Source organism: Mucilaginibacter sp., from assembly GCF_028288185.1.
Lineage (GTDB): Bacteria > Bacteroidota > Bacteroidia > Sphingobacteriales > Sphingobacteriaceae > Mucilaginibacter.
On sequence record NZ_JAQBOF010000022.1, the window covers coordinates 1 to 26,450 of the forward strand.

Annotated in this window: 30 protein-coding genes and 1 pseudogene; 11 read left to right on the forward strand and 20 right to left on the reverse strand. The window is 41.6% G+C overall.

Annotation, left to right across the window (positions count from 1 at the left end):
- The 6 genes and pseudogenes from JWQ34_RS08795 to JWQ34_RS08820 all read right to left on the reverse strand — a co-directional run.
- Positions 1-118, reverse strand: a pseudogene (locus JWQ34_RS08795) (30S ribosomal protein S7); the annotation flags it as partial.
- A gap of 16 nt (positions 119-134) precedes the next feature.
- Complete coding sequence (rpsL, locus tag JWQ34_RS08800; RefSeq protein WP_214071906.1) at positions 135-548, reverse strand: 30S ribosomal protein S12; 414 nt, start codon at positions 546-548, stop codon at positions 135-137.
- A 576-nt stretch (positions 549-1,124) separates the two neighbouring features.
- Entirely contained in the window at positions 1,125-2,123 is a 999-nt protein-coding gene (locus JWQ34_RS08805; RefSeq protein WP_299356557.1) for an ABC transporter ATP-binding protein, read from the reverse strand.
- A 78-nt stretch (positions 2,124-2,201) separates the two neighbouring features.
- Positions 2,202-3,032 carry an outer membrane beta-barrel protein gene (locus tag JWQ34_RS08810; RefSeq protein WP_299356558.1) on the reverse strand — a complete coding sequence of 277 codons (831 nt, stop codon included), beginning with the start codon at positions 3,030-3,032 and terminating at the stop codon, positions 2,202-2,204.
- A gap of 36 nt (positions 3,033-3,068) precedes the next feature.
- The gene (locus JWQ34_RS08815) at positions 3,069-3,839 is read right to left on the reverse strand and encodes a hypothetical protein (protein WP_299356559.1); all 771 of its coding nucleotides are present in this window, start codon (positions 3,837-3,839) and stop codon (positions 3,069-3,071) included.
- On the reverse strand, positions 3,823-4,395 hold the full coding sequence (locus tag JWQ34_RS08820) for an RNA polymerase sigma factor (RefSeq protein ID WP_367278606.1): 573 nt from the start codon (positions 4,393-4,395) through the stop codon (positions 3,823-3,825). The genes JWQ34_RS08815 and JWQ34_RS08820 overlap by 17 nt, the downstream gene beginning before the upstream one ends.
- A 128-nt stretch (positions 4,396-4,523) precedes the next feature.
- Between JWQ34_RS08820 and JWQ34_RS08825 the strand changes: the two genes are divergently transcribed.
- The gene (locus JWQ34_RS08825; RefSeq protein WP_299356560.1) at positions 4,524-4,703 is read left to right on the forward strand and encodes a type II toxin-antitoxin system VapB family antitoxin; all 180 of its coding nucleotides are present in this window, start codon (positions 4,524-4,526) and stop codon (positions 4,701-4,703) included.
- Positions 4,704-5,117: a PIN domain-containing protein gene (locus tag JWQ34_RS08830; RefSeq protein ID WP_299356561.1), complete on the forward strand. Its 414-nt coding sequence runs from the start codon at positions 4,704-4,706 to the stop codon at positions 5,115-5,117.
- Here the strand turns inward: JWQ34_RS08830 and JWQ34_RS08835 are convergent.
- The 9 genes from JWQ34_RS08835 to JWQ34_RS08875 all read right to left on the reverse strand — a co-directional run bounded on the left by JWQ34_RS08835 (position 5,101) and on the right by JWQ34_RS08875 (position 13,770).
- Positions 5,101-5,634 (reverse strand): CopD family protein, encoded by a 534-nt coding sequence (locus JWQ34_RS08835; RefSeq protein ID WP_299356562.1) that lies wholly within the window; start codon positions 5,632-5,634, stop codon positions 5,101-5,103. The genes JWQ34_RS08830 and JWQ34_RS08835 overlap by 17 nt on opposite strands.
- Before the next feature lie 98 nt (positions 5,635-5,732).
- Positions 5,733-6,758, reverse strand: a complete 1,026-nt coding sequence (gene hemE / locus JWQ34_RS08840) for a uroporphyrinogen decarboxylase (protein ID WP_299356563.1) — start codon at positions 6,756-6,758, stop codon at positions 5,733-5,735.
- 76 nt (positions 6,759-6,834) lie between these two features.
- A complete protein-coding gene (locus tag JWQ34_RS08845; RefSeq protein WP_299356564.1) occupies positions 6,835-7,356 on the reverse strand; it encodes a tetratricopeptide repeat protein in 522 nt (173 codons plus the stop codon).
- A 3-nt stretch (positions 7,357-7,359) separates the two neighbouring features.
- A complete protein-coding gene (locus JWQ34_RS08850) occupies positions 7,360-8,064 on the reverse strand; it encodes a response regulator transcription factor (RefSeq protein ID WP_299356565.1) in 705 nt (234 codons plus the stop codon).
- Positions 8,065-8,075: 11 nt separating this feature from the next.
- The gene (locus JWQ34_RS08855; RefSeq protein ID WP_299356566.1) at positions 8,076-8,951 is read right to left on the reverse strand and encodes a HAMP domain-containing sensor histidine kinase; all 876 of its coding nucleotides are present in this window, start codon (positions 8,949-8,951) and stop codon (positions 8,076-8,078) included.
- Between the two features lie 120 nt (positions 8,952-9,071).
- Positions 9,072-10,439 (reverse strand): glutamate-1-semialdehyde 2,1-aminomutase, encoded by a 1,368-nt coding sequence (gene hemL, locus JWQ34_RS08860; RefSeq protein WP_299356567.1) that lies wholly within the window; start codon positions 10,437-10,439, stop codon positions 9,072-9,074.
- 93 nt (positions 10,440-10,532) lie between these two features.
- Complete coding sequence (gene hemB, locus JWQ34_RS08865; protein WP_299356569.1) at positions 10,533-11,504, reverse strand: porphobilinogen synthase; 972 nt, start codon at positions 11,502-11,504, stop codon at positions 10,533-10,535.
- A gap of 89 nt (positions 11,505-11,593) precedes the next feature.
- The gene (gene hemC / locus JWQ34_RS08870; RefSeq protein ID WP_299356571.1) at positions 11,594-13,168 is read right to left on the reverse strand and encodes a hydroxymethylbilane synthase; all 1,575 of its coding nucleotides are present in this window, start codon (positions 13,166-13,168) and stop codon (positions 11,594-11,596) included.
- A gap of 143 nt (positions 13,169-13,311) precedes the next feature.
- A complete protein-coding gene (locus JWQ34_RS08875; RefSeq protein WP_299356573.1) occupies positions 13,312-13,770 on the reverse strand; it encodes a hypothetical protein in 459 nt (152 codons plus the stop codon).
- A 77-nt stretch (positions 13,771-13,847) separates the two neighbouring features.
- Between JWQ34_RS08875 and JWQ34_RS08880 the strand changes: the two genes are divergently transcribed.
- Complete coding sequence (locus JWQ34_RS08880; protein ID WP_299356575.1) at positions 13,848-14,321, forward strand: hypothetical protein; 474 nt, start codon at positions 13,848-13,850, stop codon at positions 14,319-14,321.
- A gap of 25 nt (positions 14,322-14,346) precedes the next feature.
- Here the strand turns inward: JWQ34_RS08880 and JWQ34_RS08885 are convergent, their stop codons facing one another.
- The gene (locus tag JWQ34_RS08885) at positions 14,347-16,851 is read right to left on the reverse strand and encodes a zinc-dependent metalloprotease (RefSeq protein ID WP_299356577.1); all 2,505 of its coding nucleotides are present in this window, start codon (positions 16,849-16,851) and stop codon (positions 14,347-14,349) included.
- 110 nt (positions 16,852-16,961) lie between these two features.
- On the opposite strand from JWQ34_RS08885, the gene JWQ34_RS08890 reads away from it, so the two are divergent.
- The 3 genes from JWQ34_RS08890 (at position 16,962) to JWQ34_RS08900 (ending at position 19,059) form a co-directional block, all read left to right on the forward strand.
- The gene (locus tag JWQ34_RS08890) at positions 16,962-17,162 is read left to right on the forward strand and encodes a carboxymuconolactone decarboxylase family protein (protein ID WP_299356579.1); all 201 of its coding nucleotides are present in this window, start codon (positions 16,962-16,964) and stop codon (positions 17,160-17,162) included.
- 9 nt (positions 17,163-17,171) lie between these two features.
- Positions 17,172-17,432 (forward strand): carboxymuconolactone decarboxylase family protein, encoded by a 261-nt coding sequence (locus tag JWQ34_RS08895; RefSeq protein ID WP_299356582.1) that lies wholly within the window; start codon positions 17,172-17,174, stop codon positions 17,430-17,432.
- A gap of 535 nt (positions 17,433-17,967) precedes the next feature.
- The gene (locus JWQ34_RS08900; RefSeq protein WP_299356586.1) at positions 17,968-19,059 is read left to right on the forward strand and encodes a hypothetical protein; all 1,092 of its coding nucleotides are present in this window, start codon (positions 17,968-17,970) and stop codon (positions 19,057-19,059) included.
- Positions 19,060-19,085: 26 nt separating this feature from the next.
- Here JWQ34_RS08900 and hemA read toward each other — a convergent pair whose 3' ends face one another.
- Entirely contained in the window at positions 19,086-20,312 is a 1,227-nt protein-coding gene (gene hemA, locus JWQ34_RS08905; RefSeq protein WP_299356589.1) for a glutamyl-tRNA reductase, read from the reverse strand.
- 150 nt (positions 20,313-20,462) lie between these two features.
- Between hemA and JWQ34_RS08910 the strand changes: the two genes are divergently transcribed.
- The 4 genes from JWQ34_RS08910 (at position 20,463) to JWQ34_RS08925 (ending at position 23,260) form a co-directional block, all read left to right on the forward strand.
- A complete protein-coding gene (locus JWQ34_RS08910) occupies positions 20,463-20,846 on the forward strand; it encodes a DoxX family protein (RefSeq protein WP_299356592.1) in 384 nt (127 codons plus the stop codon).
- A 70-nt stretch (positions 20,847-20,916) separates the two neighbouring features.
- Positions 20,917-21,753: an alpha/beta fold hydrolase gene (locus JWQ34_RS08915; RefSeq protein ID WP_299356595.1), complete on the forward strand. Its 837-nt coding sequence runs from the start codon at positions 20,917-20,919 to the stop codon at positions 21,751-21,753.
- Positions 21,754-21,798: 45 nt separating this feature from the next.
- A complete protein-coding gene (locus tag JWQ34_RS08920; RefSeq protein WP_299356598.1) occupies positions 21,799-22,797 on the forward strand; it encodes an MBL fold metallo-hydrolase in 999 nt (332 codons plus the stop codon).
- A 145-nt stretch (positions 22,798-22,942) separates the two neighbouring features.
- A complete protein-coding gene (locus tag JWQ34_RS08925) occupies positions 22,943-23,260 on the forward strand; it encodes a hypothetical protein (protein ID WP_299356601.1) in 318 nt (105 codons plus the stop codon).
- On the opposite strand, the gene ispG is transcribed toward JWQ34_RS08925, so the two are convergent.
- The 3 genes from ispG to JWQ34_RS08940 are packed head-to-tail and all read right to left on the reverse strand — an operon-like array spanning position 23,244 to position 25,734.
- On the reverse strand, positions 23,244-25,253 hold the full coding sequence (gene ispG, locus JWQ34_RS08930) for a (E)-4-hydroxy-3-methylbut-2-enyl-diphosphate synthase (protein WP_299356604.1): 2,010 nt from the start codon (positions 25,251-25,253) through the stop codon (positions 23,244-23,246). The genes JWQ34_RS08925 and ispG overlap by 17 nt on opposite strands.
- A gap of 35 nt (positions 25,254-25,288) precedes the next feature.
- On the reverse strand, positions 25,289-25,546 hold the full coding sequence (locus JWQ34_RS08935; protein ID WP_299356607.1) for a Txe/YoeB family addiction module toxin: 258 nt from the start codon (positions 25,544-25,546) through the stop codon (positions 25,289-25,291).
- Positions 25,537-25,734 carry a DUF2683 family protein gene (locus JWQ34_RS08940; protein ID WP_299356609.1) on the reverse strand — a complete coding sequence of 66 codons (198 nt, stop codon included), beginning with the start codon at positions 25,732-25,734 and terminating at the stop codon, positions 25,537-25,539. Before JWQ34_RS08940 ends, JWQ34_RS08935 begins: the two co-directional genes overlap by 10 nt.
- Before the next feature lie 87 nt (positions 25,735-25,821).
- Between JWQ34_RS08940 and JWQ34_RS08945 the strand changes: the two genes are divergently transcribed.
- Positions 25,822-26,442 carry an RDD family protein gene (locus tag JWQ34_RS08945; protein WP_299356611.1) on the forward strand — a complete coding sequence of 207 codons (621 nt, stop codon included), beginning with the start codon at positions 25,822-25,824 and terminating at the stop codon, positions 26,440-26,442.
- The last annotated feature ends 8 nt before the right edge of the window (positions 26,443-26,450 follow it).

Sequence of the window (26,450 nt, forward strand, 5' to 3'; positions counted from 1 at the left end):
AGTAAGCGATGGATTTTTTTCCATCATACATCATATTGTTTACAAATCTCGTCACCTGAACATCGTTAAATTTTGGATCAGGAAGGATTATTCTCTTTTTTGGTTTTGACTTTCTCATTTGTTGTTCCTCCTAATTATTTCTTTTTACCTTTTGTTGGTGCGGCAGCTACTTGTCCTGGTTTAGGACGTTTGGTACCATATTTTGAACGACGTTGGTTACGACCGGCAACACCAGAAGTATCTAACGCACCACGGATGATGTGGTAACGTACACCAGGTAAGTCTTTAACACGACCACCACGGATCAACACAATAGAGTGCTCTTGCAAGTTGTGACCTTCGCCAGGGATGTAAGCGTTTACTTCTTTACCGTTGGTTAAGCGCACACGGGCAACTTTACGCATTGCTGAGTTTGGTTTTTTAGGGGTAGTGGTATACACACGTGTGCACACTCCTCTTCGCTGTGGACAGCTGTCCAACGCTGGCGACTTACTCTTGTCAACCAGAGCTACTCTACCTTTTCTAACTAATTGATTGATAGTAGGCATTCTTGCTTTCTTGTTTTGTTTTTTTAAAGTCCCCCTGCCATCCTTCATTGGTGGGCAGTTTTAGGGACTGCAAAAGTACGGAGTTATTTTATGATTTTCAAGTGGTTATGAAAAAAAGTTTTGGGAGAAATAAAACCCACGTGTCATTTCGACGAGGAACGAGGAGAAATCTATACACACGCGAGTAATATATGTATGGATCTCTCTCGTTGGTCGAGATGACAAAAAGTGTTTTTTTGGGCGTTCCCCTACGGGTCAGGCTCTTCGCTCATACGGCTTCAGGCCTTAGGCGCAGGCCGGTATCCGCTGCGATCCTTAACGCAAACGCCCGCTCTATTATATATAAAGCGGACGTTGTTATTAATGTGTCGGCGCACCCGGAGGCGCGGGCGGTGCAGCGTGGTGCATTGCACCGCAGCCTGTGCTTAGTACACCTAATACTGCTCCAAGCAACATTAAGCGTAAAAATTTCCTTTTCATAGCGGTATGTTTTATAGGTACAATAGTGGTTGGGGTTGATTTGTTTTAGGACTAATAAACAAACCTTTACAGCAATGACAAATAGGAAGGAATTAGTTAAAACTCCAAATACTTATTCACCTTTATATGCACCTTATCGCCGGTATGGTATTTACCGGGTTGGTCATTGAGTAAGCGTAGGGTTATGTGGCCTTTTTCAATCAGCAGATCTTCATAACTGCCTTTAAACAGCACTTGTTTTACGGCCCAGTCTTTACGTGTCCAACTGCTGGTGGGTGTTGCCCATTCGGGGTATATTACGATGTTATCGGCTTTACTACTAATCCCGCAATGCCTTGCATCCTCATTGCTTAATACATTGCAATTGGTTAGCAGTTTGGCAGTATATAAATTCTGCGGATTTTGATACAGCGTTTTTGGGTGTCCCAATTCGATGATCGCTCCCTCTTTTAAAACGATCAGCTCATCAGCCATAGATAATACCTCGGCGGGGTCGTGAGATACCATGATCACCGTCAGGCCTGTCTCCTGCACCACCTGCCGTATATCCTGTTGTAATCCCTCACGAAACGAGGTATCTACCTGGTTAAATGGTTCGTCCAGCAATAAAACTTCGGGGCGGGTTATCAGGGCGCGGGCAATGGCTACCCGTTGCTTCTCGCCACCGCTTAAAAAAAATGCCTGCTTATCTGCCAGGTGTAATATATTAAGTTGCTTGAGTACCTGTGTGGTTCTTTCTTCTTTAGCACTGACATCGGTATTGGGCATTAATACAGCAATGTTATCCCTAACCTTGGCATAAACGTTAAGGCCATCAGTATCCTGGGTAACCATTTTCATGGCATCATGACCGGGAATCAGCTTTTCTTCGGGTCCCCAAATGCGTTCGCCTTTAAATTGTACACGACCCTCATCAGGCGATAATAAGCCATACAGCAATCGCAACAAAGTGCTTTTGCCGCTGCCGCTCTCGCCTATTATAGCTGTAATTTTTTGGGGCTTGATAGTTAGACTGATCCTTTTTACACCCGCCACACGTTCGCCGGGGTAGGTTTTGGTTATAGCAAGGGCTTGTAAAAAGGGAAAATCCGTCATGCGGCAAATATAGCTAAAACAGCAAAAGGCTGTCGATTAAAACAGCCTTTTGACATATTATATATAGAGTTGGTAATTTTAAAATCCGAAGGTTAAGCCTACCGCGAAGTTTTTTAAGCCTGCTTGTGCCGGACTATTTTCAAACATATCGTTAAAGTAATATTTGGCAAATAAACCTGCCGAGCCGTATCCTATGCGGGTAAAGGCACCGTAACGTACTTTGGCAAAGTGATAATCACCATCAATTTTTTGTTTACCATTTTCCTCGCTAATCTGTTTAACACGCGCACCCAGTAATATGCCGGCCTCAGGACCCAGGATAAAGCGAAAACGTTTACCATCCCTATATTCTTTGGTTCTGAATTCAAACGATAGTGGTACACGCAGATAGGTTGACGAAAAGCGGTTCTTGCTATAGTCAATCGCATCAGTGGTATAAGTCAACACCGGGGTATTTCTTTGTATGGTGATGTCTTTACGTAAGCGCAGCAACATCCAATCAAACCCACCTGATACATAAACTTTAAAGTTCGGGTTAAAGCGATAACCAAATTGCAGCAGATCAAAACCTACGTTGCTTGATTTCCATGAGCGATAGCTTAAAAAATCATTTTTGGGTGATAAGGTAAAGCTGCCGTTATCAATCAAGGTAGTTAAGCCTAGATCGAAGCGTGAAAAGGTTAGTCCGAAATTAAAGCCTGATGATTTTCTGTCGTGCATTATACTATCTCTGTGGGCCCTAAAATCGCCCATGCCAATTTTAACCGTAGTTTTTTTGGTAGTTACATTTTTAATTGAATCTGTACCATTATAAGTAGTCGTAGTGGTGGTAACAGTGGTAGTTTTAGTTTGTGCAAAACCTAGTGTTGCAACACCGCATAGCAATGCGGCTATTATTAAGCGTTTCATATTGTGTATGTATTTAGATTGTATGTATATAAATTATTATTGTCTTTTAATTTTAATTACGCCCAGATTTACTCCGGTTACGTTTGATTCGGTATCGTCATCATCGCTATCGCTAAACTCAATGATCTTGTCTTCGCGTTTGTCTACTTTAGCCACCAGTACATTTATTAAACCACCCAGGCTGCGTATACCATGTTTTTTAGCAGGGGCTTCGTTTTGCTTCTCAGCAGATGCCATTACTGCGGGCCGCTCAACCGGGGCCTGGGCCACAATACCTATAGTTTTTGGTGTGAGCTGAACATCCGGGACACTCGCGTTTATAATGGTAGATGCAGGGGCGGTTACTACAGCAATTAATTGCTGATTATCCGTTTTTGTGTATTCCGGTTCTTTAACACTATTATCAACGTTAATAGTTACCGGCATTGTAATTTTATTTACCGGTAATGCATTAACAGTTTGATGTTTTGCTATGGTTGCAACCCTGTCAATTGGTTTTGTTACAACAGCAGGCTGGGTTTCTGTTTTATTGATCTGCGGTTTTACAGGCTCAATATGATTTGCGGTCAATTTGATTTTATCTGCCTTTTGTGCCGGGGTATTTCCTTTTTGCATAAACAATATACCTGCGGTAAGTAGTACCAATACAGTTGCGGCTATACTTAAATAAGGCATTATAGCGCGTTTACCTTTTTTACCATCCAGTTCATCAGCAATGTTATCCCATACCATTGCTGATGGTTCCATTTCAAAATCTTCAAACTTCGAGTTAAAAACCTGATCAAACTCCTTATCCTGCATATCCATATTTTTTATCCTCCATTTTTAAAACCATATCTTTTAATATTGCACGGGCCCTTGATAATTGCGATTTAGAGGCTCCCTCTGTTATGCCAACCATTCCGGCAATTTCTTTGTGCGAGTAACCTTCGATAGCATAAAGGTTAAACACCATTTTATAACCCGGCGATAGTTGTTGAATGATACCCATCAGATCTTTTACATCCATATTTGCCATTACTACCGGGTTAACAGATGGCTCATTACTCATTTCTGTAACATCTACCATCTGTACCATTTTATGATGCTTGCGGTAATACTCTATCGAGCTATGTACCATTATCCGCCTTACCCATCCTTCAAAAGAACCATCGCCACGGTAGTCTTCCAGCTTTTTAAATACTTTAATAAACCCGTTTTGCAACATATCTTCTGCCTCCATCCTGTCTGTCGCATAACGCATGCAAACACCCAGCATTTTAGCCGCAAACTGCTTATACAACTGTTCCTGCGCCTTACGTTCGCCAGCCTTACAGCGGGTTATTAATTCTTCAATTGTATAAGTAGGTTTCAGTAGCATCATTTAAAGGTAAGATGATAGTTAGTACCAAATGGTTGCATGGGGTTACAAATATTTTTTAAATAGTTATTTATAAATATAGAATTCTGTATTTATAAATATTTTGTGTATCTTTATTAAAATTTATGTGTATGAGAACTAATATTGAAATAGATGATGAGTTAATGGCAAAAGCTCAAAAATCAAGCAACATAAAAACAAAAAAGGCTTTAATTGAAAAGGCTTTACAACTATTAGTAAGTATTGACAATCAAAAAAACTTAATAAATCTTTGGGGAAAAGTTGAGATTGATGACAAAGCTTATTTATAAATGGAGACAATTTTAGTCGACACTTCGGTTTGGATCAACGCGTTTAAAGGCATTGAGACTAAAGCGAGTGTTTTTTTAAGAGATAGTAATAATATTTTAGTTGCTACCTGTCCAACCATTGTACAAGAAGTTTTACAAGGCATAGTGTCTGATAAAGACTATCAAAATATTAGCGAGTATTTTAATAATATAATAAACCTCCCTACAAATGGTTATAACTATGCGCGTGAAGCGGCCAGTTTATACAGGCTACTCAGAAAGAAGGGCATCACAATACGCAAACCTAATGATTGCTTGATAGCTGTTTATGCGATAAAAAATAATATTAGTGTTCTGCATGATGATAAAGACTTTACTAATATTGCTTCTTTTAGCGAGTTGAGAACTGCACAGATCTTTACTTCTTCTCTCTAAAATACTTATAAACCTTCACTGCCGACATCAACACGAGCGAGAAAGCAATTATCCCCACCACCCCAAAGATCCAGCTCAACGAGTTTTTAAGTACTGCCAAAAACACAATGGCAAACAGCAGCAGGGTTGCCAACTCATTCCATAAACGTAGTTGGGTCGATGTCCATTTGTAAATGCCTTTGCGCATTTGGTTCATTTTATATTGGCAGATAAAATGGTAAGCTATCAGGCCAACCACAAACAGCAGTTTAATATGCATCCACCCCATTTGCAGCCAGCCGGGCGCCAGGCAAAGCATGGTGACGCCGGCAGCTAAAACCAGGTACATAGATGGTGTGGCAATGATCCACCAGAGCTTACGCTCCATGATCTCGAATTGGTCTGAAAGTATGGTACGGGCAGGCTCGGGTTTATCCTGCGCTTCGGTATGGTAAATAAACAGGCGCACCATATAAAATAGCCCCGCCATCCAGCAGACTACAAATATGATGTGTATGGCTAATATATATTGGTACATGCGCCTTGTTTGGTTGTCATTGCGAGGAGGAACGATGAAGCAATCGCGAACTTTGCATCCTTGCGATTGCCACGCTTCGCTCGCAATGACATATAAATTTAGTACTTAAATTCTTTTATCACCTCAACCGCGTACTTCACATTATCAAATGGGATATCAGGCATAATGCCGTGACCTAAGTTAAATATGAAGCCATTCTCGCCTTTCATGCGATCAAACAGGCGGTAAATTCTTTCTTTAATTACCTTTTTATCAGCATACAAAATATGCGGATCAAGGTTGCCTTGTACGGCTATTCCTTGCGGTAGTCGTTTTTTAATATCCAACAAGTCAACGTTCCAGTCGATAGAAATTACATCAGGTTTAGCTTCGGCCATTAATGGCGCAAAAACCGAGCTCCCTTTACAGAACGATATAACCGGAATATCTTTTCTGTCTAATTTACTAATGATCTCCGTAATATAACGGTGCGAAAACTCTTTGTAATCATCCCATGCCAACGCCTGCGCCCAGCTATCAAAAATCTGTACGGCGTTTACTCCGGCTGCAATTTGCAGGTTAAGGTAATCTGCCGTTACAGTAGCGATCTTTGCTAATAGCTGATGCGCCATTTCCGGCTCATTATGCAGCATTAGTTTAGTAAGCTTAAAATCTTTTGATGATCCACCTTCAACCAAATAGCTCATTACGGTAAAAGGCGCGCCGGCAAAACCAATTAACGGAATACTGCCGTTAAGCCTTTGCTTAATAACTTTTATCGCGTCAGCAACATATTGTAGCTCGCCAATACAATCGGTATTTAAGTTATCAATATCCTTTTGGGTACGTATGGGGTTGGCAAACTTAGGGCCTATGTTTTGGGTAAAGCTTAAATCTCCGCCCATAGCTTCGCCGGTAACCAATATATCCGAAAATAAAATAGCGGCATCTATACCCAACAGGTCAACCGGCAACATGGTAACGTCGGCGGCTATCTCTGGTGTTTTGCACATCTCCAGGAAAGAATATTTGTTTTTTATCTCCCAGTACTGGGGCATAAACCTGCCGGCCTGGCGCATCATCCATACGGGCGGGCGCTCGGTTTTTTCAGAAAATGCAGCTTTTATTAGTAATGAATCTCTCATGTTTATTTTAATGAGAGTCAAGATGTAAGAATCAAGACAATAAATTCTCTTGATTCTTGATTCTTACATCTTGACTCTATTTCTTATCCAATTCCTGATGAAGTCGTTGTACTACATCCTTCATTTTGGCGGTTATTTTTTCTTCGTGTTTATCAGCCAGGGCTAAATAAGCTTTGGCTTTGGCAAAATCATTATGTCTTATGCTGATGTTAGCCACATGCACTAGCGCCGCCACATGATCATTTGCTGTTCGTAACGGGTATTGCGCTGCTATTTCGTAGTGTTTTTCTGCTTCATCATAATCAAGCTTTTGCAGGCATACACCGCCGTATATAAACTCATAAAAACCGCGGCGTTTTTTGCTTAACCAATCTGGCTTAGTCACTTGTTGTAACAAGGCCTCGGCTTTGTTATAATCCTTGTTATGAAAAGCTTTGGCTGCCAGTACAATAGTGCCTTCTTTAAAGTAACCCCATATCAGCAGCAAAATAAACATACCGGTAACACCGGCTATTTCATAAACTTTAAGGTTTATGGCCACTGCCATCATAATAACAAAAGCGCCTATAACAAATATGCGTGCCCTGTTTGTAAACATTAATTAATGCTGATCTGTAAATTTATACCCAACACCACGTATAGAATGAAAGTAAACCGGGTTTTTAGGATCCGGTTCAAAATACTTACGGAATGTTAGGATAAAGTTATCAATGGTACGGGTTGATGGATATACATCATAGTTCCATACGGTCTCTAATATCTGCTCACGCGATACGGCGTCATTACGACGCTCTATCAACAGCTTCAGCAACATGGTTTCTTTTTTAGTTAACGGGGTAATGCTACCATCGCCATTAACCAGCTCGAACGAGTTAAAATGAATAGTTTTATCGCCAATTTTATAGCTGTTAAACTCTTTCAAATCATCACCTTTCAGGCTGCGTTTTACCAGGTTGTTAACCCTTAAAATCAATTCTTCCAGGTTAAAAGGTTTGGTAAGATAATCGTCTGCACCTTTCTTTAATCCGGCTATTTTATCTTCGTTGGTGTTTTTTGCGGTCAAAAACATAATAGGCACCTCAGAGTTTTCCAGTCTTATAGTTTCGGCAACTACAAAGCCATCAATTTCGGGCATCATTACGTCCAGTATCACCAGGTTAAAGCGTTCTTCTTTAAAAATCTGCAACGCTTTTTTACCGTTGTTAGCGGTTGATACTTTATAACCTTCCAACTCAAGGTTAAGTTTAATGGCTTCTAAAAGATGGTCTTCATCTTCGGCCAGTAAAATTCTTTTTCTGCTAGGCATTTTATTGTGATTTATGTGAGTCCAAAAACAACCTCAAATATGCTTCCCTCAGGGCGATTGTCTTTGACCCTGATGCTTGCCTCATGCTTATCCAGTACTTGTTTTACTATGTATAAGCCAAGGCCGGTACCTTTTGTATTACGCGTATCTTCGCTTCCAACCCGGTAAAACTTGTCGAAAATACGGCTTTTTTCTTCATCGGCTATGCCTATGCCATGATCTGCCACCTGCAGGTGTATCCTACCCTCTTTCTGGAATAGCTTAACCTCTACAGCTTCGCATGGTTTTGAATACTTTATGGCGTTCTCCACCAAATTGGTAACAACTGACGTTAACGCGAACTTATCGCCCGTTATTTCAATCTTAGGTTCAATTTCGGCATTGATGATCTGCTGGTTGCCATCGCATTTAGTTATTTGCAGGCGGTTTACAATACTATCAACCAAAACAGATAAACTAAAACTTGCTTTAGGGAAACTGTACGACCGGTTTTCGATTTTTGATGCCAGCAACATATTCTCTACCATATCATCCAGTCGCTCAATATCTAACAATGACTTACCTATAAAATCTTGTATTTGCGCTTTAGTCAAATCTCTTTTTTGTATAGTTTGCAGTAACAGTTTAATAGATGCCAATGGCGATTTTAGCTCGTGCGTTACTGATAGCAGGAAATTCTTCTTTTGTTCCTGTAGCTTACGTTCGCGGTTAATAGACCGATGTAAATAGTACGCACCAAATGAAAGTACGATCACAAACATCGAACCTTCGCTCAATATCATACCTATCTTTTTATGCTGCAGGCTTACCAATTGGTAGCCCCACCATATTAACTGCGCAACGGCATAAATTATTAATGCATAAAATATAACAAGCGATCTCTTCATAAGCCCCCTCTAAATCTCCCCCCAAAAGGGAGACTTTTTGTTTTAGTTTTATTATATGATCTTTTCATATTAACAATATTATAAAGCCCCTCTCCTTTGGAGAGGGGTTGGGATAAGGCGTTATTTTTTAAATACTAAATCAAGGCTATCAAATATAGCTCTTTTTGCTTTCTCCAGGTCTATCTTGGTATGTGCCGATGATATGAACCCAACTTCGTAACCCGAAGGACCTAAATATATACCCCTGTTTATTAGCTCGCGGTGCATTATTTTAAATTTCTCCATGCTGGCCGGGTCTATCTCTTCAGCCTTGCTTATAGTTTCCTGGCCCGTAAATGCGAACCAAAATATAGAGCCAATGCTAAATACTTTAAACTTATAACTCCTCGCGGTAGCAAAACGTTGGATAGCCTCTGTAAACTCTTCCGTTTTTTTATGCAGGTTTTTGTAAAAGCCCATGCGTAGCAGCTCGGTCAACTGGGCAATACCTGCTGCCATAGCCACCGGGTTGCCTGATAAGGTACCTGCCTGGTAAACCCCGCCATCAGGCGATATATGCCCCATGATCCCGGCAGAAGCACCATACATACCAACCGGCAAGCCACCACCTATAATTTTACCATAGGTGATAATATCCGGCTGTATCTGGTAATGTCCTGCAGCACCTTCAAAGCCTATACGGAACCCTGATATAACCTCATCAAATATCAATAACGTCCCATTTGCTGTACAGATGTCGCGCAGTGCTTGTAAGTATTCTTTAGTTTGCAATAGCAAGCCATTATTTGCCGGAATAGGCTCAATAATAACCGCGGCTATCTGGTCTTTAAAATCACTAAATGCTTTTTGTAAGGCTTCGATATCATTTAGGCTGATAACAATTGTTTCGTCAGCAAAAGCTTTGGGTACACCTGCTGATGAGGTTTCGCCGAAAGTAACCAGGCCCGAGCCTGCTTTAACTAATAAGGAGTCTGAGTGCCCATGATAGCAGCCTTCAAACTTTAAGATCTTATCGCGTTTGGTGTAGCCACGCGCTAACCTTATGGCCGACATTACAGCCTCGGTACCCGAACTTACAAAACGCAGTTTCTGTATAAATTTATTGTTTTTGAGGATCAACTCGGCAAGCTCATTCTCTAACGCCGTAGGTGCGCCGAATGACATACCATTTTGCATTACCTCAATTACTTTCTCTTTTACTTTTGGGTGATTATGGCCGAGGATAAGCGGTCCCCATGAACAGCAAAAGTCAATAAACTCATTATCGTCCGCATCCCAAATATGGCTGCCATCGCCTTTTTTAATAAAAAGCGGCGTACCGTATACTGATTTAAACGCCCTTACCGGCGAGTTAACTCCACCCGGGAAAAATGTTTTAGCCTTTGCATACAACTCGGCAGATTTTTCCCTGCTGATATCCGGCTTACCCGAAGTATTCACTGGCAGATCATCCTCGCTGGAAAACATTTTTTTTATTGAATCTAACATAGCCCCCTCTAAATCTCCCCCGGTAGGGGAGACTTTTTGTTTTGTTTTTATATTTTATTAAAGCCCTCCCTACCGGGGAGGGTTGGGTGGGGCTTATATCCACCCATTCTCCAACACTTCCTTCGCATGATACGTCAATATCGCGGTAGCGCCTGCCCTGCGGATGCTGGTTAACACCTCGGTTACGGCGCGCTGCTCATTAAGCCAACCTTTTTGTACGGCGGCTTTTAGCATGGCGTATTCGCCGCTTACGTTATAGGCTGCTACGGGTAGTTCGGTATTGTCTTTTATTAATTTTATAACGTCAAGGTAGGCCAACGCCGGTTTTACCATTAAAAAATCGGCTCCCTCTGCTTCATCTAAACGGGCCTCTATTAGTGCTTCACGTTGGTTGGCCGGATTCATTTGGTAGCTTTTCTTGTCACCAAACTTTGGCGCCGAATTTAACGCATCCCTAAACGGACCATAAAAAGCACTGGCATATTTAGCCGAATATGACATGATAGATACCTGCTTAAACCCTGCATCATCCAGCGTCCTACGAATATAACCTACCCTGCCATCCATCATATCGCTCGGCGCAATAATATCTGCTCCTGCATGCGCATGAGCTAATGCCATTTTGCCTAATATCTCTAGCGTTTCATCGTTTAGTATTTCGCCATTCTCTACAATGCCGTCATGGCCATCACTGCTGTAGGGGTCCATGGCTACGTCTGTTATAACACAAGCTTCGGGGAAGTTCTTTTTTACCTGGCGGATAGCACGCAGATACAGGCTTTCCTCGCGGTGGCTTTCGGTAGCGTATTTGTCTTTCAACTCTTCGCTTATGTTGGGGAAAAGATCAAACGAATTTAACCCCAGCTTCATGCAGCCTTGTACTTCGCGCAGCAAATTGTCTATGGAGTACCTAAAGATACCCGGCATAGACGCAACCTCTGTTTTTTGATTTACACCATCCACAATAAATAGCGGGAATATCAAATTAGCCGCACTAACATGCGTTTCCTGCACCATCTGGCGGATAACTTCACTCTTACGGTTTCTTCTTGGTCGTTGTAACATAAGTTAGTCCATGGACCATGGTCGATAGTCCATGGTTGTTTTATGCAAATTTAAAGTCTATGGACTATCGACCATCGACTATGGACTTCTTACAATCCAAACACCGCCTCTGCCAGTCCAACTTCGTCTGGACTAAAAGGCAATGTATATTTTACGCCCATTTCATCAAACTTTTTGCCGGTTGATTTACCTATGGCAATTACTTTTTGATATGGGTCCAATAAGTTGTCGGCGAAGTAGGCATCTACGTTTGATGGACTGGTAAATACCAGCACCTCGGCACCCGACCCTTCTACTTCATCCTCCAATACAGTTTCATATACCACCAGGTCTATTACTTTAGTATCGGGCGACAAACCTTTTTGTATGCTTTTAAGCGAGTCCTCGGCACAAGGAAACAATACCTGCGTACCGTTAGCCACCTTAGCAAATTCTCCGGCAACTTCGGCAGAGTCATTACCCAAACCGGTAAAGTCAGCAAAATGCCCTTTGCGGCGCAGCATTTCTTCACTGCCTGCACCCATCACCCCAAACTTAACATGTTTTGGCAATAGTGGTTCTAACTGGAAAAAGTATTCGACCGCGTTTTTACTGCTGAAGAATACCCAATCTATATATTTTAATATGTACGAATCTAATTTGGTAATAACCGGCACCGTGCGTATCAGCGAGCGCCCGTCTATCTGTATATTATGCTTCTCTAAAGCCCTGCGGAAATAGCTTTTCTCATTCACTTCGCGCGATATAAACACGCTGCCCGGCAATTTACGCCCGGGGTTAAACGCAGCTACTATCTTTTCGGCAAGGCCATCGGTGGTTTCTGCTTCTAAAAATAAACGATCGGGGAACTGGTCGCCTTCATCTGCTTTTGATGTAAATACCTGGTAAACGCCATCTTCTTTACGGCAATATACACCCAATGGTAAGTGGCAGCCTCCACCAAATAGTTTAAGCACCGTACGTTCAACCGCAAGCTCTTTGGCTACTTTAGGGTGGTTTAGCACTTTCAAAGCCTTTAATAGTTCAGTATCCGCTTCGCGGATCTGTATAGCTAAAACACCCTGTGCAGGTGCAGGGATTAGCTCGTTAGGCGTTAGCTCTTCTACATGGAACTCGCTCAAATCAATACCTAAACGGCTAACACCGGCTTTGGCCAGCATAATAGCATCGTAATTCTCATCGCGCAGTTTGCCTATGCGGGTAGGTACGTTGCCGCGCAGGTCCTCAATCTCCAAATCAGGTCGGTAGGCCAGCAGCTGCGCCTTTCGGCGATTGCTTGATGTACCCACAATAGCGCCATATTTAACCGACAGTTTTTGCTTAACATCCACACAATCTTTCAAGATCAACAGCAGCTCAGACGGGTCCTCCCGTTCTGATACTGCCGCGATGATGAGTCCCGGAGGGTTTTCTGTAGGCAGGTCCTTGTGGCTATGTACCGCCAAATCAATAGTGCCTGCCAATAATTCTTCTTCCAGCTCTTTGGTAAAAAAGCCTTTACCTTCCAGCTTATCAAAACTTAAATTTAGTAAGCGGTCGCCTTGCGTTTTAATAATTTTCAGTTCGGCGGTAATATTAGCTTTAGCCAGGCTATCCTTAACAAAGTTTGCCTGCCATAGCGCCAAATCGCTACCGCGTGTTCCTATAATTAATGTTCTTTCCAAAGGGGTTATCTATTTGCAACCGCAAATTTAATTTTTTATACCGATGGTTGTAGTTTTTATTGAGGATATGAAAGTAGAGTGACAAGTTAATGAGTGATTGAGGGAATTAGTGAGTGAGTGAATGGTGGCCCGAGCTTAAATCGCTAAAAACTAAATGTCCCGGCCACTAAGGTAAGCTGTTCATCATCATCGCTTATCAAATGGCTAAAATTGCCGGATACCGGTTTAGTACTTGATATCATAACTGCTCCAATCATAGGTACCGGCACACTGGAATGTGAGGGATAAAATATAATTTGAGGGTCTTTAGACCGTGCGGACTCGGCAACAAAGTGCCCTGACCTAATCATTGTAAAGGATATGATCAATTTTTCACCATTGTCAAAAATAGCCGTCAAACTCTTTGATGAAGCATGAACAATACTTGTGGCCAACTTTATACTATGGCCCCGATGATCAACAAATGTAAGTTTACAAAATGGCTGCACTTTGCTTTGCGACAAAGCAGCATGATTAGCTTTTACAACAGGTTTAAAACCAACAAATGAACCGCTGATGCAAACTAACAACGCCAGCATGACTATTAATGAGCTCTTTTTCATAGTATAAATATAATGCTATTTTAATATTTTTGGCAGGATTTATGTATCTATTATTGTATACTTAGATATATATGGTTATGAAAAAGACATTACAACTAGCATTTACTGTTTTAGCATTTGTTTTTATTTTACAGGCCTGCTCAACTACCAAAAGTTTAGTGGGTGCACAAAATGGCCATATTAATGGTACCTGGACACTAACTAACGTTAGTTATGACGGGCTTTTACCCAACGCCGTACAGGATGTGTTTAATCAAGCCCCTCCGCGCGATTTTATTAACAGTACCTGGCAACTAACCAATAGCGGCAACGGTATGTATACGCTGGCAAACGGCACATCGCAAACCATATTTTGGAGCTATAATACGCAGGATAAAAGCAATCCTATATTTCAGTTTAAAAAAATATACCAGGGCGATAAAGCTAAAAACGTAACGGACGGCTACCAGCTTAACATAGCGCAAAATGATGGTAAATTTATGACCTTAAAATCGCCCATTAGGGTAGGTGATAAAACAGCTTATATTGTTTATTCGTTCCAAAAAAAGTAACTAACAATACGTTATAAATATCCTACTAAAACCCCTTAAACATATCCGGCATACCAATAGGCGCACCCGGTGGCATTTCTAACGGCGGGGCGGGTTGGAACTTATCCGGTGATTTTTCAAACTCGTCTATCTTTAACAGCGCGAAATATAGTGACGCTTTTTGCTTAGGCGCAGCGGTGGCCAGTTTGCCCTGCATCCAGCTTTTAAGCTCGTGGATCTTTAACAATGTTTCGCCACGTACGTTCTCGGCAGTTTGGGTATCGGCAGCCAGCATCAGCATGTATTTTAGGGTAAGGTTGTTTACCAGTATCTGTAATTCGCCTTTATAACCGGGCACAGCCGGAGCCTTCCATGTTCTGGCTATCAACTTATCCAATACGGCAAACAGGCCGGGTTGAGCGGCATCGCGGGCGTTATATTCAATTAAACGGGCGGCACGGGCATTATCCAGTAGGTAACCTAGTGTGGTAGACGCGGCAGTTTCGGCAGCCGCAATAGGGTCGAACGTTGGGCCGGTATGGCCGCCAAAGGTCTCTACACTGGCCGGGTAACCCGTAGGGCGTGGCGGTATCTTTTGTATCAATGCTTCGGGCAGTGCCAGGGCATCGGGCGTTACGGAGTTCATCATGGCATCAAAGGCACGCCATTGCTCGGCAGGGGCAACCATTTTAGTAGGTTCCTGCCCATCATTCTTAACTGCATGGGTAAAATACAGGCCGCCAATTGATTTAGAAACAGCCTCTAATTGGTAACGGTGCAGCAGGTACATGGGCACCAGCACATCTTCCAGCATAGCCATTGGTGCATCCTGCTGTATAGCTTTTTCAGAGAAATTATCCAACACATGGCGCCTTATGGTCATTAGCTTATTAAACTGGTCAATAGGGTTTGTACCGTCATCCCATTGGTTTGACATAGGGTGAGCATTGCCACCAATATCTGGTATATATTTATAGCCTGCGGCCAGGGTTTCTTTCATGATTTGTCGCAAAGCAGCACTCTCATCGGCAGTGCCAAAGTCTGAATATCCCCAGATAATAGCACGTTTATCCCACGTACCTATGCCTTTGGCGTAAACGTCTGACAGATCAATAGTACCGTCCTTCTTCAAATTAAAGCGCGGAAAAGGGTAATCCATTACCGAAGCCCTATCTTTAGGACTGGCGGCAAAATTGTGGGTAAGGCCCAGCGTATGCCCAATTTCGTGCGCGGATAGCTGCCTGATACGGGCCAATGCCACTTCCTGCATTTGTGTAGATACGGGCTTGCCATCCTCATAAGGTTGTAATAAGCCTTCGGCGATCAAATAATCCTCCCGATGACGGTCAGACCCTAAAGTAACTACGCCTTTAATGATCTCGCCGGTGCGTGGGTCTATGTACGATGAACCGTACGAAAACGCACGTGCGGGTGTAGCCGAGCGATCAACCCAGTTAACTACGTTATAGCGGATGTCCATTGGGTCGGCACCCTCTGGCAATTCTTTTACGATGAAGGCATTTTTGTAACCCGCGGCTTCAAAAGCCTGATTCCACCATGAGCCGCCTTCAATCAGCGCTTGCTTGATGATGGGTTGCGCGCCACGGTCTATATAATAAACAATAGGCTCAACCGGCTCGCTTATAGCTGCGGATGGGTCCTTTTTTTGTAAACGATGGCGCTCTATAAATTTTTTGGCGATAGGCTCATTCATCGGCGCGGCAAAATCAAGATACTGGAAAGTAAAATAACCAGACCGTGGGTCGAACCTGCGGGGTTTGTAATTACCATCGGGCAACTCAATTAAAGCCTGGTGCACGTTAACCGTAACCGATCCAGGATCAGGTGCCGCGCCACGCTGGCTATTACCGGCAAAGGTTAGCATAGCTTCAAACTCGGTATTTTTAGGAAAGTTTTTGGTATTCTCCAGGTATATGGCTGATCGTGTTTCGTCCAAGCGGTAAGCTCCGCCACCTGCTGCACCACCACCACGAACAGCGGCTGCACTGCCCGGGTTACCGCGGCCGCTGCCTAACGCATCGCCCAGGTGCTGGCCATCTCTGACTAAAAACGGAGTAAAGTCTATCAATACCTTGCCACCATCAATCGCCACCGGTGCAAAACCAAATATAACCGATTTAGCAAAGGCGGTTTCTACTGATTTCTTTTCGTCCGGATTACCATTTACAGCACGATATTTTAAATTGGGCTCTACAAAAAATATCTTTGCTCCTACCCTAACAAACTTTGCTACATCAGACGATGCCTGCCCACGCTCGGGCCCGCCATTGCCTACCCCATCAACCAGAGATGTAAAGTACAAAAATTCTTTATCCAGCTTATCTATCTCTAAAAAGATCCTGCCGGTTTTATCGTCATAATAAAAGTTAAAATACCCCTCATATTTTTTAAAGTTTTGGGTAAAGGATGATATACTAGCCGGAGATGCGTTGGCCCTGTTTTCGGCACCACCACCCGGGGCACGGTTTTGTGCATTTGTTGTTACCAGACCAGTTATAAGGATGCAAAAGAGAAGTAAAAAGTATTTCATAGCGGGCTTTTTAGTTAATCGCTAAAAAGATACAAAATATTTTCCAAAAATGTCCAATTGAGCTTAAACTGATCGTCATTGGGGCATAATTAATAACTAAAAGAAAACAAATGGAACCAAGATTGAATGCTTTTGTAAAAGGACAAAACGCCATGCGGGCGTTGTATGGGATAGGCGCTTATTTGGCTAAATCGCCGGTTGAGCAGCCGTTGTTAAACTTAATTTACTTCAGGGTGTCGCAAATAAACGGCTGTGCCTATTGTTTGGATATGCACGCTAAAGACTTACGTGCCGAAGGCGAAACCGAGTAGCGCCTGTATATGCTTAATGCATGGCGCGAAGCCCCTTTCTATACCGATCGCGAACGTGCCGCACTAGCCTGGGCCGAGGCTGTTACCAAGATCACTAACCGTAATGTACCTGACGAGGTGTACAACGATGTCATAAAACAATTTACTGAAGAAGAATTGATAGACCTTACGCTGGCTGTTACCACCATTAATACTTATAACCGTATTAATATAGCATTTAAAATACCGGGTGGAAGTTATACGGTTGGGCAGCATGCGGTGCAGGTATAGCTAGTCCCTTACCGAGCGTCATTGCAGACGAGGTACGAGTGTGGCAATCTGCGCGCCAGGTATGTGAGCTGCCTATCGTGTAGAGATCGCCACGCTAATGCTCGCGATGACGTAGCGGTAAAAGAAAATTGGGGCTTTTACTAATTATTGTTGATCAAAATATACTTAGCCATTATCATAGTACACTAACATCTTTTTCTACCGGCTGTCCGAAGCTTGCAACTTTGGACTTGTCAGGCAATTGGCTTTCAAAGTCAATTGCCATAAATTCGGCTACTAAAGCATAAGCACCTCACAATCAAACTACTTTGTTTTCCCTTTAATAAAACTTAAAATTATCATCGCATTGATAGTTGATTTAAAAATAGATTTGATAATGTCTAAAAATAAGTAGAAATTGACCCCAAAGGTTGTGCATAAATAATAATTTACTTGGCCGTGATTATTATTTAAGATATTGATTTTTAATATAATACATAATTTTGTTTTATCCTCTGTTTTTAATCAGACTATACACTAAACCCAATAATTAATTATGAAAAAAAGTTACTTTTTATTAACTGTCACACTATTTCTTGCAACAAGTAAGTTGTTCGCCCAGGGATGCGTGGCCATTAAAAGCACAGGGGGGGTATGTTCTATGCTTGACCATCCCGAAGAAACAGACAAAAATGGCGGATGGGTTTTTAATTCAAATATCCGATACTATAAATCATATAAACATTTCATTGGCAGGCAAGAGCAACCCCAACGAGTAACTTTAGGTACTAATGTTATAAATCATGCTTATACGCAGGATATTGCTTTAACGCGTGTAATTAATAGCCGCTGGTCATTTTCGGTTGATGTACCCATTATATCAAATACCCGTTCGTCCTTATATGAACACGGCGGTAATGAAAGACATTCGACATCGTCATTTGGTATTGGCGACATTCGTATCGCGGGGTATGTTTGGGCATTTGATCCACATAAATTTAAAAATGGAAATATCCAGTTTGGTTTGGGCCTTAAACTACCCACAGGCGATTATAAATACACTGATTATTTTTACAATACCGGCCCTGGTGGTACTAAATTATTGGGCCCTGTAGATCAGTCTATTCAGCTTGGTGATGGCGGTACAGGTATTACTACTGAAATTAACGCTTTTTATCATTTATCACATACTTTTAACTTATACGGAAACTTTTATTATCTGATTAATCCCCGTGAGCAAAATGGAGTTTCATCAGCGCGTGGCGGTACACCAAGTGCCACTTCCATAGCTTATGGAAGCGATGTAATGAGTGTGCCTGATCAGATGATGCTAAGATTTGGCACAAGTGTGTCTGTAAAGCGGTTCATATTTTCAGCCGGTTTTCGCGACGAATGTTTACCTAGCAGAGATATTATAGGTGGCAGTAATGGTTTCAGACGTCCTGGCAATATAATTTCAGCCGAACCTGGTATAATATATGCTTTTAAAAAGGTGAGTGTAAATGCATTTGTTCCTATAGCTTTAATCCGTGAAAGGACACAAAGCGTGCCTGATAAAATTAAAACCGATTTAACCGGAGTATACGCGCAGGGGGATGCTGCTTTTGCAGATTACGCAATAAACATTGGTATAAGTTTTAAATTATAAGCAATGATGAAAAACCGGGGATGGAATTAATTATTATTGATCAAAATATCCTTAGCCATTACCATAGGTACACTAATATATTTTTTCTCCATGTAGTTGATCACCTTTTCCAGTATCTCGCGCGAGTGAGCATCCATACCTTCCAGATCATCAGCAAATACGCTATTGATGGCGGTATTGCGTATCTCTTTTATTTTTTCGGGAACCTGGCGCATGGCTAGTTCTACTTTACGCTGTTTAAGCATTAAGCAAAACTCGGCTATATTATCTTCTATAATAGTCTCGGCGTGGGTAAGCTCCTGGTAGCGTTCCTGTAGGTTGCGTTTGGCAACTTCGTTTAATGAGTACACCTCGATAAAATTAACAGGGAACTGCTCTAAAACTTCGGGGGCGGTATCGTTAGGGATAGCAAGGTCAACAATGGTTTTTTTACCGGTTTCGCCGTTTAATAGCGTTGTATAAATTTCCGGGGTGATGATAGGCTCGACTGCCGATGTGCAGGTGATAATTACATCAAAACCTTTATTATAGGTAGCTAAAGCATCTAAAGTAAAAGCTTCGCCATTCAGGTCAACAGCTAATTTCTCTGCTTTTGACAGTGTACGATTAAACACCGCGAAGTTAGAGAACTTATGTTTTTGCAGATACTTGGAAATGTTTTGGTTGGTTTCGCCTGCGCCGATGATGAGGATGCGGGCATTTGTACATAGCTTAAGATCTTTAAGCTTGCGGTAGGCCAGTGATACTACCGAGATGGGGTTTTTGGAGATGTTGGTGTTAGTGTAAACTTCTTTAGCGGTCTTGACCACACAATTCATAAACATTCGCAGGCCATCTCCGGTTAAGCCCTCTTCGCGGCTGCACTCGTAAGCCTTTCGCAACTGGGCCAAAATTTCTTTTTCGCCAACTATCAGGCTTTCCAGCGAGCACGACATTCGTAACAAATGGTTCAATGCATCGCGGCCTTCATAAATAGAAGCCGCGTCAACAAAGGTACCCATGTACTTAGCGCACAGGTCAATATTTAATGCTTCAATAAATTTCTGGGCAAATGCTTTGTCAACAACCTGCGGGGTTAGCATTACAAACTCCACACGGTTACAGGTAGCCAAATAAAATATTTCAGTTATACCAAAATCAGCTTTTACTTGCTGTAGCTTGCCCGTTAAGTTCTCCTCGCAGATCACCAACTTCCCCAGCTCCTTCAGTTCGATCTGTTTGTGTGTAAAAGCTATTACCTTTAAATACTTCAAAGCATTTTTAAATTTGACCCGACAAAAATAACATCCTAAACCAGAACCAATGTCAAGCCTTTGTCATACCCATATATTTAGAATGTTTATAAATAAATGAGGGTTAATTAAATTAACATCTGTTTTACAGCCAAAAACGTAGCTAAAATTATGAAATCGTTAAAAAAGATTAGTCTTCTGATTCTCATTTTTGGTTATTTGTATGCTGGGGTTAGCCATTTCCTTAATCCGGTGGGATATATCCGCATAATTCCGCATTATATTCCTTTACCCAAACTAGTAAACTACCTATCTGGTATGTTTGAAATATTGTTTGGTTTACTACTTATTGCAAAAATATCCCGCCCAATTGGCGCTATTGGGATTTGCTTATTGCTTATAGCCTTTTTGCCCGTACATATCCAAATGATAATTGACGCTCCTTTTAAGTTAGGTACGTTTACCGTTAGCCCTTTGGTTGCCTGGATACGGCTGGCCCTGCAACCGCTGTTAATAGTATGGGCCTGGTGGTATGTTAAAAAGGATAGTTTGTAACAACGGTGTTAAAAGATCATCTATAATTTGTTTACTACAGCCTATTGTGGTAATATTGACTTACCTAACTATGATCAAAAAAGAATTTTTCACACTATCGGGCGCCAAGGGCAGGGGCATGTTAACCGACCTTACCTATGATGATAAATTCAGGGATGCGCCGCTGGTAATTTTCGCACATGGTTTTAAAGGATTTAAAGATTGGGGCACACATAACCTGGTGGCCAATTACTTTGCTGAAAACGGATATCGTTTTTTAAAATTTAACTTTAGCCATAATGGTACCACACCCGATAACCCGGTTGATTTTACAGACCTGATAGCTTTTAGTGATAATACATTTTCTTTTGAACTGGGTGATTTAACTACTGTCATTGATTTTGCCTGCAATGGCTCGGCAATACCACAGGCAAATGGGGTATATTTGATAGGCCATAGCATGGGTGGCGGTATAAGTACCATTAAAGCTGCCGAAGATGAGCGGGTAAAAAAACTGGTTAGTATGGCTTCGATATCAAGTTTTCATAACCTATGGCCAAAACAAGCCGAAGAACAGTGGCGCTTGCAAGGCATAATGTATATGCTAAACACCCGCACCAACCAGCAAATGCCATTAAAAGCAAGTTTATTGGATGATTTGGACAAGAACCCCGGCAGGTTGGATATTTTAGCTAAAGCGGCCCAGATAACACAACCCTGGTTAATAATACATGGCGATGAGGATAAAACCGTACCCCTTAGTCATGCCAAACAATTAAAAACAGCCCAACCCCATGCCGAATTTTTAATTGTTAAAAATGGCGATCATACTTTTGGCGGCACCCATCCCTATACCGAAAACACATTACCAACTCAACTGCATGATTTTTGTAACGAGGTGATTAAATTTTTTAATAAAGAAGTCTAAACAACAATTACCCCGTTGTTGATATAATATTTCACTATACAGCTAATGAGTATATCAGGATCAAGAAAAAAGAACGGGAAATTTTTAAATCCTATACCTACTACCCAAGTTGGTGTCGACAAGATCATACCCATGATAAAGGCGTATGCTACCAACAAAGCCGAGGTTATACCCAAACAACAATTAGGGCCTTTTAAAACAGATAAATCCATATACCAAACCCCACCCGCAAGCGGATTAAGGATTACCTGGGTTGGCCATTCGAGTTTATTAATTGAGATTGACGGCAAAACCATATTAACCGATCCGGTTTGGAACCAGTGGGTATCATTCATCAAGTTTATGGCGCCAAAACGTTTTTTTGATCCACCGATAAAGTTAAGCGAGCTGCCGCCACTGGATGCCATCATTATATCGCATGACCATTACGACCACCTGGATAAGGCCACTATTAAATTTTTTCAAGGATCAACCATTCCTTTTTATTGCTCATTAGGTGTTGGTCGACATTTACAAAGCTTCGGTATAGAAAGAAATTATATTACTGAATTGGATTGGGGCGATAGTGTAATGATAGATCACGACTGTGTTATAACCGCTACATCGTCAAGGCATTTTTCGGGCCGTGGGTTATTTGGCCGGAATGAAACGCTATGGTCGTCATTTGTAATAAAAGGCACTAAACATAATATTTTTTTTGGTGCCGATTCTGGGTACTTCCCAGGCTTTAAAGATATTGGCGAAGCCTTTGGTCCGTTTGATCTGACAATATTAGAAATTGGCGCATACAGCGAATATTGGCCAGACATACACATGGGACCTGACAATGCAAGCAATGCGCACCTGGATTTAAAGGGTAAGATAATGATGCCTATCCATTGGGGTACCTTCAACCTTGCCCTGCATGATTGGTTTGAGCCTATTGAACGGTTGCAACAATACGCCATCGATAAAAAAATAGAACTATTTGTACCCGAGCCAGGTAAACCAACCGAAGTTACAGGCGCATATAATTCTGGGTGGTGGAAACAGTATTTGAGTTAGCAGTTTTTAGTTGACGTTGGCAGTAAACCAATATCTATTAGCTTAGTTTTACCAACAACAATTGCAACAGATTGGTAAATCTGTTGCAATTTTAACAACTATTTAACTTTAAATTTCGTAATTTGCTAAAAAAGTACGAAAAACAATGGGACGAGTAGTGATAATTGCCTACAAACCGAAGATCGGTAAGGAAGAGGCATTGAAAAAGCTGGTGAAGACGCACTGGCCCCGATTAAGGCAAGAAGGCCTGGTCACGGAGAAAGAAGCATATAGTTTAGAAACCCAGGATGGAACCCTGGTTGAGGTGTTTGAATGGCTATCAGATCATGCCATAAAAACTGCCCACAAAAACCCTGCGGTACAGCAAATATGGCGCGAGTATGCCGAAGTGTGTACCTACACCCCGCTGTGCAATGTGGCCGAGGCCGGTCATTTATTTGCCGAGTTTACTCCGCTAAACTAGGCTCAATCCAGTTACCATCTTCACGGATAATACCGATCAATTCATCAAGGGCATTAGCTGCGCTGATGTTTTTCTTTACGGCTTCTTTGCCGCGGTAAAGGGTGATCTTATCTGTACCTGAGCCTACATAGCCGTAGTCAGCATCGGCCATTTCGCCGGGGCCATTTACTATGCAGCCCATAATACCAATTTTTAATCCTTTTAAATGGCTGGTACGGCTACGGATCATTTGTGTGGTAACCATCAAATCAAACAAGGTACGACCACAGCTTGGACATGATATATATTCGGTTTTTGATATGCGTGAGCGTGTTGCCTGTAGTATACCAAATGCCGTTGAGGTAATGATCTTAGTATCAACTTGTGGCACATCTATCCAGATCCCATCGCCAAAACCGTCTATTAGTAATGCACCAAGATCCGTGGCTGATTGTAGTTGTAAGTTTTGAGTTCTGAGTTCTGAGTCTTGAGGTTCAAAAACATAACTCCGTTTAATAATAACCGGCACTTCCAATTCTAACTCTTCCATTTTAAAGAAGAATATGCGTTGATCGGCCATGCCATGTAAGGCATCAGTTTCTAAAATAAAAACCAGCGAATTACTAAATGGCAATGAACCAAACTCGTCCGAATCAATATCGGCAGACTTTAATGTTACCAGGTTTAATGATGATGATCTGTCAACATCACCGACATATTCTTTTAAAGTAAATACGGGATGGCAAAGTGTTTTGTCAGCCAGTTTTTGCCAGGCCTGGTAATTATATAATTGCTTTAGGTTTGATGGCAAATTAAACGATGGCAATTCATTGCCAAAAAAAACAAAATCAACCGATTGCTCGGCCATATTATATTTATCCAACAACGGCGAGTAGATATACCCGGCACTATTTAATACCGAAGTGTCTTTCAGATTTTCTTTAGACAGATCAATCACCACACGCGGCACCATGTGCCCGCCTATAAAAGCGTTAGCTTCGTAGGTTTGGCGTTTTTTGTATTCGTAGGGATTATGTTTGAAGTTTTGAGTTGTGGGTTGTGAGTTGTGAGTATTTTCTTGATTCTTGGTTTTTGATTCTTGACTCCTCTTAACATATCGCTCTACCAATGCAATAGCCACCGGTGCTTCGGCTTCGGGTTCTTCGGTCAGAGATACACGGACAGTATCGCCCAGGCCATCTTCCAGCAAAGTACCAATACCTACGGCTGATTTGATACGACCGTCTTCGCCATCGCCGGCTTCTGTAACTCCAAGATGTAGTGGGTAGTTCATGCCTTCGGCAACCATAGTTTCCACCAATAAACGATAAGCCTGCACCATTACCTGCGGGTTGCTTGATTTCATGGACACTACTAAGTTGTAGTAATTCAACGTTTCGCACATTCGCATAAACTCCATTGCCGACTCCACCATGCCCTGCGGGGTATCGCCATAACGACTCATTATCCTGTCGCTTAATGAGCCGTGATTGGTGCCGATGCGCATAGCAGTGCCATACTCTTTGCAGATCTTTACCAACGGTGTAAACTTTTGGTAGATACGTTCCAATTCGCCCTGGTATTGCAGGTCGGTATATTCTATCTGGTCAAATTTCTTTTTATCGGCATAGTTGCCGGGGTTTACCCGCACTTTTTCAACAATACGTGCGGCTACTTCGGCGGCGTTGGGGGTAAAATGTATATCTGCTACTAAGGGGGCGGTGTATCCCCTTTGACGTAATTGCTTTTTTATCTCTGCTAAGTTTTGCGCTTCTTTTATACTGGGCGCGGTAATGCGCACATACTCGCAACCGGCATTGATCATCCGAATAGATTGCTCGACTGTACCCATAGTATCCATGGTATCAGTAGTGGTCATGCTTTGTATACGAATAGGGTTATTACCGCCCATAGGTACATCGCCAATATTAACCTCACGGGTAACAAAACGCGAGTACTTGGTTAACGAGTTACAATAACGGCCGGGGAGTAATTTTATAGCAGGAGCATTCATGGCAGGTGTGTTCTTTAATGCAAAGATAAGGAATACTAGTAATGTCCTTTTAAAGAATAAACATTTAGCTTATCACCATCTAAGCCATACACTAACCTATGCTCATGATTAATCCGCCTGGACCATTTGCCCGATAATTCATGTTTTAATGCTTCCGGTTTTCCAATACCAGAATAAGGCGATTCTTGAATAGATTGAAGTAATTCTTTTATTTTTTTCTGCAAGCCGATATTTCCGCTCTTTTTTAAATCATGAAGATCTGATAAAGCTTTCGGTGTGAAAATTACTTCCATAAATTTTCAACATCAACCTTAATGCCCTTACCTGCTTTAAGGTCTTCATCCCCTTGATTTATCATAGCTACAAATTCAGGGTCATAAGAAGTTTTCTTTTCTTCAAATGAAATTTTAAACGCTTTCATAAAAGCTTTTAAAGCCGTAAGCTGTTCTTTATTATTTGGATGAACTATTAATGTTTCCATATTTCAAATTTAAATAATTTTAGTTAAAAATCGATGTTTAACATCAGCGATAATTATTTACCTTTCGAAAGTATATTTACACCCAACATGAACAACGAATATTACCTGGTTGAAGGCGAAGAGAAAACAGGCCCGTACACTTATCAAGAACTAATAAATATGGGTATTACTATCCATACAGAAATTATCACCTCAAAAAGTGATGCGCCGCAATACGCGTCTGAACTGCCCGAATTTATTGATTATTTTGAAGCACAAGGCATATATTTCCCTACCGGGGATAATTTGGCTACTTATGGCTCCAGGATATTTGCTTTTATTATTGATTACTTTTTGGTGAGTATAATTGTTGCCATAATTGATATTAAATCAGGCTGGATCACCTTGCCCGCACAACCTACATTTACATTGCCGTATCCGCAATCCATTATATTGGTGGCCAGTTTTTCGGCTACCTTTTTATTGTATAATGTATTGTTTGAGCTGTCTAAATTTAAAGGAACCATAGGTAAAATACTATGCAAAATAATGGTGGTTGATATTGATGGCCAAAACCTTAAAATAGGCAATTCTATTGTCAGGAATTTAGGTGTATTGGTATCATTAATGATCTATGCCCTACCCTTTTTAACCGCTTTATTTGGCGAGCACAGACAAGCCTGGTACGAAAAACTAACTAAGGCTTACCAGATATCAAAAGCCAATTAATGTTAAGA